General features: G+C 33.1%; 16 protein-coding genes and 1 other RNA gene. 9 read left to right on the top strand and 8 right to left on the bottom strand.

Annotation, left to right across the window (positions count from 1 at the left end; all coding sequences use genetic code 11):
• Positions 1-169: 169 nt before the first annotated feature.
• Positions 170-2,593 carry an alpha-ketoacid dehydrogenase subunit alpha/beta gene (locus AC23ME_RS07255; protein ID WP_487727090.1) on the bottom strand — a complete coding sequence of 808 codons (2,424 nt, stop codon included), beginning with the start codon at positions 2,591-2,593 and terminating at the stop codon, positions 170-172.
• Between the two features lie 129 nt (positions 2,594-2,722).
• Here AC23ME_RS07255 and AC23ME_RS07260 point away from each other — a divergent pair, with 129 nt between their 5' ends.
• The 4 genes from AC23ME_RS07260 (at position 2,723) to ssrA (ending at position 5,678) form a co-directional block, all read left to right on the top strand.
• Positions 2,723-3,115, top strand: a complete 393-nt coding sequence (locus AC23ME_RS07260; protein ID WP_487727091.1) for a DUF1573 domain-containing protein — start codon at positions 2,723-2,725, stop codon at positions 3,113-3,115.
• 71 nt (positions 3,116-3,186) lie between these two features.
• Positions 3,187-4,386, top strand: a complete 1,200-nt coding sequence (locus AC23ME_RS07265) for a pyridoxal phosphate-dependent aminotransferase (protein WP_487727092.1) — start codon at positions 3,187-3,189, stop codon at positions 4,384-4,386.
• 83 nt (positions 4,387-4,469) lie between these two features.
• Positions 4,470-5,186 (top strand): hypothetical protein, encoded by a 717-nt coding sequence (locus AC23ME_RS07270; RefSeq protein WP_487727093.1) that lies wholly within the window; start codon positions 4,470-4,472, stop codon positions 5,184-5,186.
• Positions 5,187-5,308: 122 nt separating this feature from the next.
• Positions 5,309-5,678, top strand: a transfer-messenger RNA (tmRNA) gene (ssrA, locus tag AC23ME_RS07275).
• Between the two features lie 162 nt (positions 5,679-5,840).
• On the opposite strand, the gene AC23ME_RS07280 is transcribed toward ssrA, so the two are convergent.
• Positions 5,841-6,833: an agmatine deiminase family protein gene (locus AC23ME_RS07280; protein WP_487727094.1), complete on the bottom strand. Its 993-nt coding sequence runs from the start codon at positions 6,831-6,833 to the stop codon at positions 5,841-5,843.
• Positions 6,834-6,930: 97 nt separating this feature from the next.
• Between AC23ME_RS07280 and AC23ME_RS07285 the strand changes: the two genes are divergently transcribed.
• Positions 6,931-7,356, top strand: coding sequence for a hypothetical protein (locus AC23ME_RS07285; protein ID WP_487727095.1), 426 nt, complete (start codon positions 6,931-6,933; stop codon positions 7,354-7,356).
• Between the two features lie 5 nt (positions 7,357-7,361).
• On the opposite strand, the gene AC23ME_RS07290 is transcribed toward AC23ME_RS07285, so the two are convergent.
• Positions 7,362-7,745 (bottom strand): hypothetical protein, encoded by a 384-nt coding sequence (locus AC23ME_RS07290; protein WP_487727096.1) that lies wholly within the window; start codon positions 7,743-7,745, stop codon positions 7,362-7,364.
• Positions 7,735-8,466 (bottom strand): SH3 domain-containing protein, encoded by a 732-nt coding sequence (locus tag AC23ME_RS07295; protein WP_487727097.1) that lies wholly within the window; start codon positions 8,464-8,466, stop codon positions 7,735-7,737. Before AC23ME_RS07295 ends, AC23ME_RS07290 begins: the two co-directional genes overlap by 11 nt.
• 79 nt (positions 8,467-8,545) lie before the next feature.
• Here AC23ME_RS07295 and AC23ME_RS07300 point away from each other — a divergent pair, with 79 nt between their 5' ends.
• On the top strand, positions 8,546-8,767 hold the full coding sequence (locus AC23ME_RS07300; RefSeq protein WP_487727098.1) for a helix-turn-helix domain-containing protein: 222 nt from the start codon (positions 8,546-8,548) through the stop codon (positions 8,765-8,767).
• Here the strand turns inward: AC23ME_RS07300 and AC23ME_RS07305 are convergent.
• Both AC23ME_RS07305 and AC23ME_RS07310 read right to left on the bottom strand, forming a co-directional pair.
• Positions 8,760-10,001, bottom strand: a complete 1,242-nt coding sequence (locus tag AC23ME_RS07305) for a hypothetical protein (RefSeq protein ID WP_487727099.1) — start codon at positions 9,999-10,001, stop codon at positions 8,760-8,762. The genes AC23ME_RS07300 and AC23ME_RS07305 overlap by 8 nt on opposite strands.
• Positions 9,991-11,004 (bottom strand): nucleoid-associated protein, encoded by a 1,014-nt coding sequence (locus tag AC23ME_RS07310; protein WP_487727100.1) that lies wholly within the window; start codon positions 11,002-11,004, stop codon positions 9,991-9,993. The genes AC23ME_RS07305 and AC23ME_RS07310 overlap by 11 nt, the downstream gene beginning before the upstream one ends.
• Positions 11,005-11,481: 477 nt before the next feature.
• Between AC23ME_RS07310 and AC23ME_RS07315 the strand changes: the two genes are divergently transcribed.
• From AC23ME_RS07315 to AC23ME_RS07325, 3 genes are read left to right on the top strand one after another with little or no spacing between them, the layout of a single operon-like run.
• Positions 11,482-12,018, top strand: a complete 537-nt coding sequence (locus AC23ME_RS07315; protein ID WP_487727101.1) for a hypothetical protein — start codon at positions 11,482-11,484, stop codon at positions 12,016-12,018.
• Positions 12,003-12,449: a hypothetical protein gene (locus AC23ME_RS07320; RefSeq protein WP_487727102.1), complete on the top strand. Its 447-nt coding sequence runs from the start codon at positions 12,003-12,005 to the stop codon at positions 12,447-12,449. The genes AC23ME_RS07315 and AC23ME_RS07320 overlap by 16 nt, the downstream gene beginning before the upstream one ends.
• Positions 12,449-12,859: a hypothetical protein gene (locus AC23ME_RS07325; RefSeq protein ID WP_487727103.1), complete on the top strand. Its 411-nt coding sequence runs from the start codon at positions 12,449-12,451 to the stop codon at positions 12,857-12,859. Before AC23ME_RS07320 ends, AC23ME_RS07325 begins: the two co-directional genes overlap by 1 nt.
• Before the next feature lie 46 nt (positions 12,860-12,905).
• Here the strand turns inward: AC23ME_RS07325 and AC23ME_RS07330 are convergent, their stop codons facing one another.
• Positions 12,906-14,312 carry a DUF3987 domain-containing protein gene (locus AC23ME_RS07330; RefSeq protein WP_487727104.1) on the bottom strand — a complete coding sequence of 469 codons (1,407 nt, stop codon included), beginning with the start codon at positions 14,310-14,312 and terminating at the stop codon, positions 12,906-12,908.
• Positions 14,305-14,595, bottom strand: coding sequence for a helix-turn-helix domain-containing protein (locus tag AC23ME_RS07335; protein WP_487727105.1), 291 nt, complete (start codon positions 14,593-14,595; stop codon positions 14,305-14,307). The genes AC23ME_RS07330 and AC23ME_RS07335 overlap by 8 nt, the downstream gene beginning before the upstream one ends.
• Between the last annotated feature and the right edge of the window lie 125 nt (positions 14,596-14,720).

Here is a 14,720-nt window from a genome sequence, read left to right on the forward strand (position 1 = left end):
CAAAATTAGAGTAAACACATAGCAAGAAAGCGAGCGAAAAGAGAGACTTCATTCAGAAAAGGAAAAGACTAGTTCGATTTAGCCTCTAATATACAGAAAGATAGCCTTTAGAAAACAGAAAAGGCGATATTTATCGCCTTTTCTGTAAAATCAATTTCAAAATTATAAATTAATACAACTTAGGATATTTTTCTGGATTAGTCTCATTCATCATTGCATAAGCCACTTCAATAATATCATCTACCGAAGGCTTAGCAAAATAATCACCATCAGAACCATACGGTGGACGGTGTGCCTTTGCTGCCAAGGTTTGTGGTTTGCTATCTAACAGATAATAACCTTTCTGAACTTCTAAAATCTGTTGTAATATAAATGCACTAGCCCCTCCAGGCACATCCTCATCTACCACCAACAATTTATTGGTTTTCTCTAACGATTTAGCACAAAGCTGTTCCATATCAAAAGGTAAAAGCGTTTGCACATCAATCACTTCAACAGATACCCCAAAGCTTTCCAGTTCTTCTGCCGCCTCTTCCACCAATCTTAAAGTAGAACCATAACTCACTACCGTGATATCCGTTCCTGCTTTAATAATTTCGGCTTTGCCCAACGGAACAGTAAATTCACCTACGTTATCAGGCAATTTTTCTTTCAAACGATAACCGTTCAAGCATTCAATCACCAAAGCAGGCTCATCAGACCTAAACAACGTATTGTACATACCCGCAGCTTGGGTCATGTTACGTGGCACACAAATGTGCATTCCTCTTAATGAACCTAAAATCATGCCCATTGGAGAGCCAGAGTGCCAAATACCTTCCAGTCTGTGACCTCTACTTCTAATAATTAATGGTGCTTTTTGTCCCGCTTTAGTTCTGTATGATAATGTTGCTAAATCGTCACTTAAAACGGTAATAGCGTACAACAAATAATCTAAGTACTGGATTTCGGCAATTGGACGTAAACCTCTCATCGCTAACCCAATGCCTTGACCTACGATAGTCGCTTCTCTAATACCCGCATCTGTAACCCTTAAGTCACCATATTTAGCCTGTAGGCCAGCAAAACCTTGGTTTACATCGCCTATAGCACCTAAATCTTCTCCAAAAGCAAGCAATCTAGAGTCTCTGGCAAAGTTGGCATCAAAACAAGCATTTAATATCTCTCTACCATCCAACATTTTGCTGGCTTCATTATATTGAGCAGCAATATGGTTAACGTTGAAAGGACTTTCTGTCCCTTCGGTATGAAGTTTAGAATTATATAATTCAGTGAACACGGACGTTTTATCTTCGTACCATTTTATCAAAGCAGTTCTATCTGCCGATGGCAAATTCACACTTAAACGTATAGCTTTTCTAGCAGCAGAAACCACTTCTTTACGCAAGGCATCATGTGTAGAGGCTAACTGAGCAGCAATTTTAGTCAACGAAGGATTTCCATTCGCTAAATTGTTGATCATTCGCACCACATCTGCCTGCTCTTGCTTAATCGAATCTAGAAACTCGTTCCAAGCTTCTTTCTGTATTTCTTTAACGTGCTTTTTGGCAGTTTCCTCTAACTCGTCGAGCTCTTCTTTGGTAGCGATAGCAGATTCAATCATCCACTCACGCATCTTCACAATACAATCGTGCTCTTTTTCCCAATCCAAACGTTCTTTGCTCTTGTAGCGTTCGTGAGAACCTGATGTAGAATGTCCTTGCGGCTGCGTTACTTCGGTTACGTGTATTAAAACAGGTACGTGCTCGTTTCTACAAACTTCAATAGCTTTTAAATAAGTTTCGCATAAAGCGGGATAATCCCACCCTCTAACCTTAAAAATCTCATAGCCATTGGTACCTTCTTCACGCTGAAATCCTTTCAGTACTTCAGAAATATCTTCTTTAGTAGTTTGATATTTAGCAGGAACGGAGATCCCATAGCCATCATCCCAAACGGAAATTGCCATTGGAACTTGCAGTACACCTGCCGCGTTAAAAGCCTCGAAAAACACACCTTCAGAAGTAGATGCATTACCTATCGTACCAAAAGCAACTTCATTTCCATTAATGGAAAAGTTCTTTAAATAATCGAGTTCTTTATTTTGCTTGTAAAGTTTCGATGCATAAGCCAAACCCAACAAACGAGCCATTTGACCGCCTGTGGTAGAAATATCTGCAGAGCTATTTTTTACTTCTGTTAAATTTTTCCAGCTACCATCGTCATTTAAAGATCGTGTAGCAAAGTGCCCATTCATTTGTCGCCCAGCCGATGCAGGATCTGCATTAACATCTGGATTAGCATATAATTGTGCGAAAAATTCTTTGATGGTAGAAATACCAGTAGCGAAAGCAAAAGTTTGGTCTCTGTAGTATCCAGCACGCCAATCGCCTTTTCTAAACATCTTGGCCATGGCTAACTGAGGAACCTCTTTCCCATCGCCAAAAATGCCAAACTTAGCTTTGCCCGTAAGCACTTCTTTTCGTCCTAACAAACTCGCCTGACGGCTTTCTACAGCAATTCTGTAATCGTTTATTACGATGTCTTTGAAAGCATCAAAACTTAGTTCTGAAGCGTCTATCTCATTGGTAATAACTTTCCCGGCTGACCTCATAAGCTACAAGTTGGTTAAGGCGCAAAGATACAATTCTTTCTTACTTTGACTTCAGTATAGCGGCAAATAATATTTGGAATACTTTTTGTTTTAAACTATAAACACTAAATTTGTTCAAACACAAAAATTATGAAAAAGTTACTTTTAATGTTGGTTGCAGTTGTTGGATTAGGCCTAACCGCAAACGCTCAGGCTAAGCCAGCCGAGTTTAAGTTTGAGACTGAGACTCACGACTTTGGTAAAATAAAATTAGACCAAGCGGTTAGCTATACTTTCAATTTTACCAACGAAGGTGAAGCACCATTAATCATATCTAAAGTAGAGCCAACTTGCGGTTGTACTGTAGGCGAATACACACAAACGCCCGTTAAAAAAGGAGAGAAAGGTTTCATAAAAGTTACAGTAAAGAAATCTGGATCGCCACTACCTTTTAATATGGCAGTAACAGTTACTTCTAACGCAAGAACTACTACTAAAGTGCTTTATTTAAAAGGAGAAACCGTAGCAAATGCAACAAAATAGGTAACTCCTATCTTATTAAATATTTTTTTGAGAACCTCGTTATTACAACGGGGTTTTCTTATTTTTGTGCCATGCCAAAAATATCAGAAAAAGGGCTTCAAATGCCCGCCTCACCAATTAGAAAACTTACTCCGTTTGCAGATAAAGCTAAAAACGACGGAAAAAAAGTATATCACTTAAATATCGGTCAGCCAGATATTGAAACTCCAGAAGGAATGTTAAACGCTGTTAAAAACATTGATTTTGATGTTTGGGCCTATACACCATCTGAAGGCACTTTGGCTTATAGAAAGAAGTTAACCGAATACTATAATAAATTAGGCTACAACATTACACCAGAAAACATTTTGGTAACTGTTGGAGGTTCTGAAGCTATTACCATTGCAATGCAAACTTGCGTAAACGAAGGCGATGAAATCATTATTCCCGAACCTTTTTATGCTAACTACAATGGTTTTGCTTGCATGAGCAATGTGGTAGTTAAACCAATTCTATCATATATCGAAAATGGTTTTGCACTACCTCCTATTGCCGAGTTCGAGAAATTAATTACGGATAAAACCAAGGCAATTATCATCTGTAATCCTAACAACCCAACAGGTTATTTATATTCTAGAGAAGAACTAGAAGCGTTAAAAGCACTTTGTGTGAAATACGATTTATTCTTATTCTCTGACGAAGCTTATCGCGAATTCTGCTATGATGGCCGTGAATTTATCTCGCCAATGCACTTAGATGGTTTAGATGAAAACGTAGTAATTATGGATACGGTTTCTAAACGTTACAGTGCTTGCGGTGCTCGTTTAGGTTGTTTAATTACTAAAAACAAGGAAGTAATCGCATCGGGATTGAAGTTTGCACAAGCTCGTTTAAGTCCGGGTATGGTAGAGCAAATTGCTGGTGCCGCTGCTGTGGATACGCCAGATAGCTATTTTGAAGCTGTAAATAAAGAATATACCTTGCGTCGAGATACTTTAGTAGCTAGATTAAACAACATCGACGGTGTTTTCTGCCCTAATCCAGGTGGTGCGTTTTACGTGGTAGCTAAATTCCCAATTGACGATGCAGATAAATTCTGTCAGTGGATTTTGGAAAGCTTCGAACACAACAACGCTACTGTGATGATGGCTCCTGCAACAGGTTTCTATTCTTCGGCTGGTTCTGGTAAAAACGAAGTGCGTATGGCTTATGTACTTAACGTTGATGATTTAAATGCTGCTATGGATTGTTTAGAGCTGGCATTACAACAATATCCGGGAAGAAAAGACTGATAAAAAACGAATAAAAATGGGCTGCTACTAAGAGCCCATTTTTTATTTTAATGTATTATCCGATTTAGTATATTTAACCAATCATGGGAAATTTTAAATTACTGCTCTCAGTGCTCTTTGTAGCCTTATTTACCTGTTGTAAAAAAAATACCGTTTATATAGATATTGGAGGAACTGATACTACAAATAATGGAAGTGGTGGAAATAATGGAGGTGGTAGCGGTGGCAATAGTGGAGGATCGCAACAAACTACCGCAACTTATTATGCCAAAGGAAAATTAGATGGCGTAAGTTTTCTTTGGGAGGCTACCGAAAGCGACGGCTCTTTTTCATTCGGTTCCAATGCCAGCAGTTCTCTTGGAAACGGTATCGCAATTGGTGGTGTTAGCGGCACCATCTCAAAAATTGTTACTCCTCAAGTTATACAACCTGCAATAGAGGTAGAATTCAGAACAATGAAGGTTAGCTATTTGGACGACAAGTTTACCTATCTCAAATCGTTTATAAAAGTTTCTAATTGGGAATTTGACCAAACGAACACCTATGTTGTGGACAGTAAAAAGCTATGGATCAGATACACTGACAAAAATGGCAAGGTATATTTATCTGCTATAGGAACGCAAACCGGAAGTACCGCAGCTGTAACTTATGTAAAGGAAGTTCCAGCGCAACTTGGAGTACCAGTTTCTTTAGATGTCAAAGTATTCCTCTCTTGCAAATTATATCCATCTAACGGAACTGGCAGCGCAGTAAGCTTAACTGATGCAGAAATTTCCGTAAATATTTTTAACATGATATAATGCTAAAAATAGCACTTATGTAGCTTATTGGCATTTTATTTGTACTTTTGTAATTGCTTTGGTTTTTTGTTAACCGCTTAATTGTTTAAACTGGTTAATTGTTAACTGCCAAAGTGTAAAATGGGGCTGTTCCTGGATTTGACAGGGTGGCGCTAAGTATGTAAGCATGCAGTGCGTTGTACGGAGAGCACTTTAAAGAGAACGTTCAAAACAATAATTGGCGAAAATAACTACGCCTTAGCTGCTTAATTTAGAATTAAGAAAGCTTTTGTCTCGCTAACTGCCGCATAGTTAGGTTAGCATCAGAGGCATCGAAATAACCGTGCTAGCTTTTGTAGAGGTATGATGCAATTGCGAAACAAAGTACATAAGGATGTTGTCAAGGTCGGTTTCCAGCCCGACGCATCTCGAAAACTAATTGGAAAATAAGCACGTAGAAAGCATAATTTATCACACAACTGGACAAGGGTTCGACTCCCTTCAGCTCCACAAAATCCATTTAAAATCCGCGAATTTTTAAAAATCTCGCGGATTTCTTTTTCCCCCATACAAGATCCCATACAATCTTTAACTATAGGTGCAATTAGAATTATCATAGATTATTATTTAATTAATTTTTTTAAGAATTTTCGAAATCTCTTCTCGATCGAAAGACTAGTGAGTGAAACTAAGGCAATGTAAAGAACCGCCAAATTGGGCTAAGGCATCACAATTAATGCCCTTAACATCAAAGCCCATACTCTGGTATATTTCTTTATTAGATTTGTTATAATAGTCTGTTTCTCTTTTGGTAGAGAGGGTGTATTCTGGCAGTATAACAGTATTATTGATACGAAGATTATTGATATAATTACCTTTTGCTGTATAGTAACATCCTTTTCTCCTAAAGCTATTGCAATTACAGGCAATCGCTTCATCTACCGGCCTGTCATTTATCCTACCAACATTTAAACCATTGCCTATTGCGCAATTGCTTAAATACTCTAAATATTCATTATCCTTTTTTAGGAATGTCATATTTGGATAACTACTAATTGCGATGTTGTTTTCATTTATGAACGCCATATAACCGTCAATATGACCTATCACATCATTTTGCTGTTTATCTAATATTACTGGCCTTATAGATAGCTTGTCTTCAATTATTTTTTCAATATAGTCTTTACTAAATGATGGGTTATCTTCAACTATCTTGCTTGTAAGAAACCCTATTTTACTATTATTTGTTAGATTGCCTCCATCCCAGATTAGTGGTAAATCGTTTATTGGCTTATCAATAAAATGCTTGATTATTTTTCTCGACAGCTTATTTATTCTCCTAAAATAGTTCCATCTGTTTTTGTAATCACAGTATTTTGGAAAATAAATAGGCTTTACAAACTTGTTACCGTTTATAAAGCCTAAGCAATCTCGCATCCATATATCATCCCACTTTTCCAACAATAATGTTTCAAATGTTTTGTCTGGATGCAAATAATAAAGCTGATTTAAGGAAGCTTCATTTCTTGTTACAATTTGGATATTAATATCAACAGGTAAATTATTGATTAATTCATCAACAATAAAAGCGCACTTGTTAAACTCATTTTTGAAGTTTAGAGGATAAGCTAAAATGATATTTTTAACTTCTGAAAAATCACAATTCATATCTAATTTACAGTTTTTTAATAACCTGCAAACGTAAAAAGGGAATTTTCGAAGAAAAAATTCTTTTTTTCTTTTCTTTTTCTATTATTTAGCAATAATGAATAAAGCTATCGCACATGGCAAGGTACTGTTTGAAATTTTAACTTCCAAAGGACAAATTAATACAAGTCTAGCCTATAATATAAATGCAAGCGAACCCCCTTATATCATAAATGATAATATAGGCTTAGTAATTAAGTACATCAATACTCAATTAGATAACGAAAAATACAGCTATAATATTACCAGCAATGAATTCAATAATCTATCAGAACTAAATAAAATTTGTGGTCATAAAGTGTACTTAGTATTGGTATTGCCTAATGAAGATTTATGCTTTATTGGTTATGATAAGCTATCGAATATATTTAACGACTTCTCCAAACAACAAAATATCATTATTTATAAAAAGTCAAATTCGGGTTATTTCATATCAAACTCAATAAAAGATATATACATATCGCTCGACATAAAAAATTTATAGACAATTTATTCAAGTTCATATTTTTTCGCCAATATAGGATTGTAGGTTACACTCCGGACAATTTTGCTATCTAAATTAGATTCCCAAACAAGAGCCCTTTCATTCAAATCAGCATAGAAGACAACCAAATATATATCTCCTTCTATTTTTTTTGCTTTCCAAGTAAATTTTTCTTTTTCCCTTGCATTCGCCATCAAATTAGCTATCTCCAAATTAGTAGGATTTGGATTTGCTAATAGTAGTAAAGGATTTATCTTTAAAACATTATCTATACCAAATTTTGTTTCTTGAACTAGCTTAATTGCGTCTGTTTCCCTATTTATCTCTTTACAAGAGAAAATAAATAACACTATGAATAAATAGGCAAATCTAATCTTCCTAGTATTCATTTGCATTCTTCTCGACATAGTTAAATGAGTTAATAATTATTCTATTTTTATTAGCTGCTGAAATTGCCGCCCATATACTACATATTGGAAAATAAAAACAAAGAAGAAGTAAAAATGTCCCAAATCCTGTAAAAAAAGAGGTCCGATTATCAATCCCTACTGAGAAAATCATAAAGGCTATAAGTATTAACGGAAGCAACAACATAATAAGCCCCCCTTTTTTGGTTGAATACAACATACCGAAAGGACCAAAAAATAACCCAAGAAAGATTGCTAAACCAACACTTTTCTGCCTAATAAAGATTTGGCGTACAGGAGTAATAGTTTGAAAATCTGATGACTGCTTAAAAATTACATTTCTACTTGGCCTAAATAAATAATATAATATTGTTATCAGAATAATGAACAAAATTGCAATTATAAATACTTTTAAAGTATAAGAAGTAGTATTTTCTTGAATGTTTTCCTTTTCAAAATTTCTTGTTAAAAATGAACTTTTTACATATCCAATTGCATTCTTGACTTCTATTTTATACCACCCATAGTTAATGCTATCTAATACTAACACATTTTCGCCATAAGGAATATATCCTATCACTGGACTTTTACTATTTGGCTTTACTCTTACATTTAATCGCTCTGTGTTTACCTTATAAAGGCTCTCTGCATTTATAGATAAAAAAAAACACGTAAAGAAGATAAGGGTAATTACTTTTTTCATATATAACTAATTTAGACCTAATCAAAAATAACGCATATATGCGTCTATTCAAAATAAATGTATCCTGCAATTTGGATATGTGATAAAAATTAAAAATATCGAAGTTATAAAGGCTTTCGGCCAAAGAGTTAGAGAATTAAGAACTTCTCAAAAACTATCGCAGGAAGAACTTGCCAACTTAGCAGATGTTCCATTGTCTCAGATTGGTAGAATTGAGCGAGGAGAAGTTAATGTAACTCTTAGTTCTATTTCTGCTCTAGCGACTGCTTTAAAAATTAATATTGATAATTTTTTTAGTTAGAAGCAAAGTGAAATATACTTTCTTCGGTATAATCAAAATTAAATATAAATATAGATATTAAGATTAACGTAAGAACCAAAGCCCCAATAATTGCCCAAGCTAAACTTAACACTCTCATTCGCTTATTTTTCATAAACTTGAAATCAGATTCATAATCGATAAGTAAGTCTGGATAGTACTTTTTTAGATTCTCTTTTTCTTCGTCAGCATCTTTACCAATTTTCTTAACATCATATATGCTCATTATTAAAACATAGATGATAAAAAGACTATATAAACAGACAGCAATGAAAATGAATATTAAAGTTTGGCGGCTAGCTTCAAGCTGAAAAAATGAATATATAGATGCTCCTAATGATAACGGTATTGAAATAATTTGGCTTGAAATCTTATCTTGTGCTGCGCTTAGCCCTTCAAAATAACTGTTTTTTTCAACTCTAAATTGTTTCCTTATTTTATCGAAAGAAAACTTAGAAACATAAAGTTGATAATTTTTTTCAGTTTGATTAAAAACATAGATGAAATTACTGTAAAGGTTACCAAAAGTTCTTTTTACATCTAACTGCAACTCCATGAATTGACAAAGTGTGTTTTTAAAACACGCTAACCATTCATCTATTAATAATTTACTTTCGAATTTATCGAGTTGAAAATCAGAGAAACTATAATTAAAGACCTCTCTATCAATATCTAAAAAACTTATTGAAGTGATTAGTTTATCTTCACCTTTGGATAAAATAATTAGCTCTTTACCTTTTGCAGTATTTTTTTCAATTTCAACTAGTCTTCCTTTTTCTTTCAAAAATAAAGATAGAAGCTTTCTATACTGAACAAAAGTATCCAATAGGGACTTAGGATATGGTATCGATAAATTACTTTTTATTTCCTTAGTTAAATAACCATAGAAAAAATAACTCCCATTTTCGTCAAATACAAAAATATCTGATGTGTCCAAAATTGATTGATTCAACTTTAGTTTATCAAATAGCGACTTTAAATTATCAAATAATAAAAAACAGCTAAATACACTATTAACTGAAAAAGACTTTTGAGAAAATGAAGAAGTCGTTAATCCAGCATCCTTAAATTCTTTTTCTATAGTACTTTTGTCAACCTCTTTAGAAAAGTTAAATTGAAGTTCATTTGAGTCCAGTTTAACGTTTGTCTCTAATGATTTAACACTTTGGTACAATTTAAAAAGCTGTTCATAAGATAATTGGCTTTCACTGCTCATTTCTTTGCCTTACTAATTCATTATAAATTTTAGGGTCTTTAATTATTAGCATTCCCTCCGATAGGACTACCTCTTCATTAACAAATCTTTCTATATCAATACTCACGGAAATACCTTTCGCTGTTGCCTTATATCTTATTAGTTTTCTTAATTCAGTTGCACTTACTTTAAAAATCGGGTCAATTTCTTTCTTTAGTGTCTCCTGTGCATAATCTCTAATGTACATTCTACTACCATAGAAAGCGTCACTTAACGCATCAACATTAATTGTATTCTCGTTAATACGTTTATATGCAGTTATCCAGTCATATATACTTCGTTCAAATTCATCTGGATTATCAAATCCTTCTGGAGCACCTATTTCTTTAATAACTTCTATTAGTTGACGGGTGTTGATACTATTATTAATTACGTATCCCGCATTTACCCACGTTGTAAAATATTTTGACAGCTCATCTCCTTGATTACTAATGAGAGCAATATAATTTCTTTTATCATCATCGTCTAGGTAAAGACCACAATTGATTCTAAAACCCATTGCAAGCTTTTCGATATTAACATTTTCGGTCTCCCCTACATTGAAATTATCTCCAGTCCAATTTATGTTAAAAGCGTCTTTATTTCTTACAATTATAATTGAAATAAAATTGAAGCCACTTTCAATATAATCAACAAAAAGATAAAAACCACCAGTAGCAAATGGTTCTCTTCTTATTAAAATAGCTAAATCACTAAGACTCGTCTTACTAAATGATATAAATTGTTCATCATCACTTTTCTCTTTTAAATACTTATCTATGTTTCTATAAACAGAGTTTGTCGTATTTGTTTCATCAAACTTTGAGTACTTAGTTATTGATTGGTCAAATGCTTTATGAACATGGTCAATTAACTTACTTATTCCAGTATTTATATTGACTAGATTTGAAGAAGACTTATATTCAATATCACTTGATTGAGCTTCTTTTATTAGTTCATGTATTATTAGTCTTTTTACTTCCATGAGAGGTTATTATTTGGTAATTATTTTCTTTAAAGTAAATGATTTTTTATTAATTATTTCAATATAAATTTTATAGCAACTATATGAGATATTCGATATAAGTTTCGACTTTCTTAAAATTCTGCCGTACGCAGCACACAAAAATTCTTATTGTAAAATAAGAGTTATACAACAGATATTAATTCATCCTAAATCAAAAGAAGATTGCAATTTTGCAATGCTGCAATTTTGCATAAACGAAACTCTCAGGGTAAACCTTATAATTAATAATTATGATTCGTACATTATTATTATTTTATATATATATTTTATAAAAACATATATAAACACAATTTGGTTAAAATATATGTTACTAACAAAACTTAACTATTAAATGGCATATAGTGTCCGTATGGAAACAAAAAAAACATTATGTTTGTGGCCATTATATTTATTTTAATTAATATTACTTAAAATAAGGACATTTCTATTATCAGAATGGAATTAAAAGATGTAAACGTTATTGCCTCCGGTCAGTGGAACACTAATATATTTACTCCAAATTGGGTATTCAAAAATGTATTTAAAATCAAAGAATCTGACATACCAGAAGTAGGAATTGATTCAAATGAGTTCAAGCTAGTATTTAAATGGAATAATATTTCTTTTGTTCCTAGTTCAAATTTTGTAGAGTTTAAGTTAACTGATTATTCAGAGGAGACTTTGTTACTTGCTGCAAATAGTTGTATACAATTAATACAACTACTTCCACATACGAACAGGATAGCTGTAGGCGTCAACTTCAAATATGAAAAAGCTAAAAAGTTTGACTTATTTACAAAGGAAAAAGATATAGAAGATTTTGAAACAAGTCAAATAACTTTTAAAAAGAAACATGAAGCGTGTGAACTTAATTTAATATTAGATAATAATTATACGCTCTTTAATTATCATCATCTGAAGCCAGAGCTATTTAAATCTGAATATATTTTACAATATTTCAAAGACTCAGAGAATTTATGGAAAGCACTATAATCACACATCCTTGGCTGTCAGAATCATCAGACTTCGCAGCTAAAGAAAAAAACAATTTTGTTTATCATAAGTTAGAACATCAATCTACTTTTACTTTTAAAGTAGAAATTTCTGATGAACCTAGTTTAAGCTTTTATTCAAAAAAAGAAGAGCTATATATAAGAGCAATAGGAAATCTAATCAAGAAGACAGAGTTCCTAAAGCTGTATATAGAGGTACTCTCTGGACAAATTTCTGATGAAGAATATGAAAGCGAATTAATGAATAATTCGGAAAATTATTTTGTGGAGATTTGTCCCATAGATAGTTCTTTTGAATATTTTTCCTTAATAGATATAATCAGAAAATTTCCAAGGAAAAATCTTTCAGTTGATGACTTTAGCGATATATTTGGGATTACTCAAGGTGAAATTTGTAAAGCTATAAAATAATGGCAGAGTATTATGCCGCGCATGAAAGCATTGAATGTGATAAGTGTGAAATAATTACTAGAAAATATGTACCGAGCATTCCTATTAAGGACCCAGATCTTGGAATGGGGATAAAATATAATTTAAGTAGAAATGCATCAGCTCAAATCCTTGGTGAATTAAATCCGAAAAAACACAAGAAAAATGCTACTTCAAGATTGAATTTAAATGATATTATCCGTGCTGAAAGCATATCTGCTTTCGTAGTTGGGATAAAAAGACTTGAATGGAATTTAGCTAAGCATTCGCATACTCACAAGGGCTCTGATGTCACATTTAATCTCTTTTGCTTCGCCCAAATAAAATATCCTCTACATAATCTTATTAAAGCTCTTGAAGAAAAAAATCAGAAATTGATCAAGAATAAATAAAAGATTATTTTGCAACCCTGCAAAATTGCAAGGTTGCAAAACAAAACTAATCAGGCTTAGCATAATTACCTTCAACGTCTTTTTTCAACTTACCAGACTTCAAAAATTCTTGTAAATAACCATCCGCAGTTCTTGTTTTAACAAACACCTTAGGTGCAAAAACCTCTACAGCTTGCTTCCTTGAAAATTTATTTGGTAATAAGTTGAAAAACGTCTCTCTATTACCGTTTTCAGAAAAGGTTTTATCCATACTTTTAGGCAATTGAGTAAATACATATTTACTATGTTCCAATTGAACTTGTATTATGTGTTTTACCAACCTAAAAGTTTCATCGTCAGCAGTTATTACCTTGCCTATTTCAACGGAATTAATAATTTCATTCCAAAATAACCTCAAATACATAATTATAGCACCTAGCCTTGATGCCATAAGCCCTAAACGGTAGACAACACTATTTATTCCAGAACCATAACAATTCGTAGAGACATCTAAAAGTTTAGCAAAAAAACTATCGAGTTCTTTTGCTTGTTCATCGGTCCATTTAAAAACCTTCCTTGTACCTTCTAACCTGTCAAAATATATAGCGCTCATAACGTCAGATATATCTTCAGAGAGGGCGCTAATATTATTGTCTTTATTACTTACGCTAAATACATTACGCCAATGGTCTTCTGATTTAAAATAATAATATAAAAACCTACTAAATAGACCATTTTCAGTTGATGGTATTAATTTAACGACTTGTTTTGGAGTTCCAGTAAGAACGACAGACAATGCTGGGTTTTGTATTTTTACAATATTTGTTAATCCAGCTCTTGACATAGTAATTGGCTCGTTATGAAAAGACTTCCTAAGAATATCATCAAAGTTAGCCCAATCTTTTGTTAAAATATTTCCTAACGTATCTGCTTCCGTTTCGCAGATAATACCTCGTCCACCATTACTGTTTAAACATTTAGTTATCGCTGCCGAACTAGTATTACCTGGTATGAACAACGTTTTCTGCATTACATTTTTACTTTCCTTTTCATCTTCAGGCACTCCGTCTTCGAACTGGCTACTAAGTTCATTATCTATTTGATTAAAAAATCTAGCAGCATGAGACATTGCAGATTTTCCAGAACCAGCCGGTGCAGTAATGAAAATATTCAAATTAGCTGTAAACTCATCTCCATCATGAGATACATAGTAATTTGGCAAAACTCCACTCATCAGTGTAATAAAACTTAAAATAAACACATCTTTTTGCGTGTGGTCTTCGTATCTGTTAAGATAATCTATTATCAATGGTGGAAAAGTCTCTTTAAGCAAACTTTGGTTAATTTTAGGCAGCCCCTCATTGAGCCGTTCTTCAATTATCTTTTTTTGTTCTTCCTTGTATCTTTCTCTAGCTTGCGAAGCCCACAAAAGACCTATTGGATCGCTCCCGTAATCAAAAATTTGCTCATCCATTTTTACCTCCCTTTTTAGATAAGCTACTTAGCAGCGTTGATTTATCAAACAACACCTTTTTACCTATTCTTGAATACGGTAACTTACCAGATGCGATATGCTTAGCTAAAGTTGGTAAACTAATACCAAGCAAATCACATGCTTCCTTTCTCGTTAATAGTTGTTCTGAAACATTAGCATCTTCAACTGAATGAACTTGATTAATAGCCTCGGCTATTGCACTCTTAATTTCGACTTTAAAAATCTCGATAACCTCGTCAAGAGGTATATTAATATTGAGCATTTTATTAAATTATAACTCAGCCTTTCCATTATCAAATTTGGATTAGCTTTTTTAAAAATTAAAACTTAGCGCTTTGCTAAGAGTTACAATGTTGAGTTTACAATTTGCTCAATAATTACCAGCTT

It is taken from the genome of Pedobacter sp. T50_32, from assembly GCF_057652195.1.

Excerpts from the sequence above, each read along its gene's own strand:
- AC23ME_RS07255 (WP_487727090.1), bottom strand. The coding sequence starts at position 2,593 with ATGAGGTCAGCCGGGAAAGTTATTACCAATGAGATAGACGCTTCAGAA.
- AC23ME_RS07280 (WP_487727094.1), bottom strand. The coding sequence starts at position 6,833 with ATGAATTGTGATTTTTCAGAAGTTAAAAATATCATTTTAGCTTATCCT.
- AC23ME_RS07305 (WP_487727099.1), bottom strand. The coding sequence starts at position 10,001 with ATGAGCAGTGAAAGCCAATTATCTTATGAACAGCTTTTTAAATTGTAC.
- AC23ME_RS07285 (WP_487727095.1), top strand. The coding sequence starts at position 6,931 with ATGAATAAAGCTATCGCACATGGCAAGGTACTGTTTGAAATTTTAACT.
- AC23ME_RS07320 (WP_487727102.1), top strand. The coding sequence starts at position 12,003 with ATGGAAAGCACTATAATCACACATCCTTGGCTGTCAGAATCATCAGAC.
- AC23ME_RS07330 (WP_487727104.1), bottom strand. The coding sequence starts at position 14,312 with ATGGATGAGCAAATTTTTGATTACGGGAGCGATCCAATAGGTCTTTTG.
- AC23ME_RS07335 (WP_487727105.1), bottom strand. The coding sequence starts at position 14,595 with ATGCTCAATATTAATATACCTCTTGACGAGGTTATCGAGATTTTTAAA.
- AC23ME_RS07265 (WP_487727092.1), top strand. The coding sequence starts at position 3,187 with ATGCCAAAAATATCAGAAAAAGGGCTTCAAATGCCCGCCTCACCAATT.
- AC23ME_RS07325 (WP_487727103.1), top strand. The coding sequence starts at position 12,449 with ATGGCAGAGTATTATGCCGCGCATGAAAGCATTGAATGTGATAAGTGT.
- AC23ME_RS07315 (WP_487727101.1), top strand. The coding sequence starts at position 11,482 with ATGGAATTAAAAGATGTAAACGTTATTGCCTCCGGTCAGTGGAACACT.
- AC23ME_RS07290 (WP_487727096.1), bottom strand. The coding sequence starts at position 7,745 with ATGAATACTAGGAAGATTAGATTTGCCTATTTATTCATAGTGTTATTT.
- AC23ME_RS07310 (WP_487727100.1), bottom strand. The coding sequence starts at position 11,004 with ATGGAAGTAAAAAGACTAATAATACATGAACTAATAAAAGAAGCTCAA.
- AC23ME_RS07295 (WP_487727097.1), bottom strand. The coding sequence starts at position 8,466 with ATGAAAAAAGTAATTACCCTTATCTTCTTTACGTGTTTTTTTTTATCT.
- AC23ME_RS07270 (WP_487727093.1), top strand. The coding sequence starts at position 4,470 with ATGGGAAATTTTAAATTACTGCTCTCAGTGCTCTTTGTAGCCTTATTT.
- AC23ME_RS07260 (WP_487727091.1), top strand. The coding sequence starts at position 2,723 with ATGAAAAAGTTACTTTTAATGTTGGTTGCAGTTGTTGGATTAGGCCTA.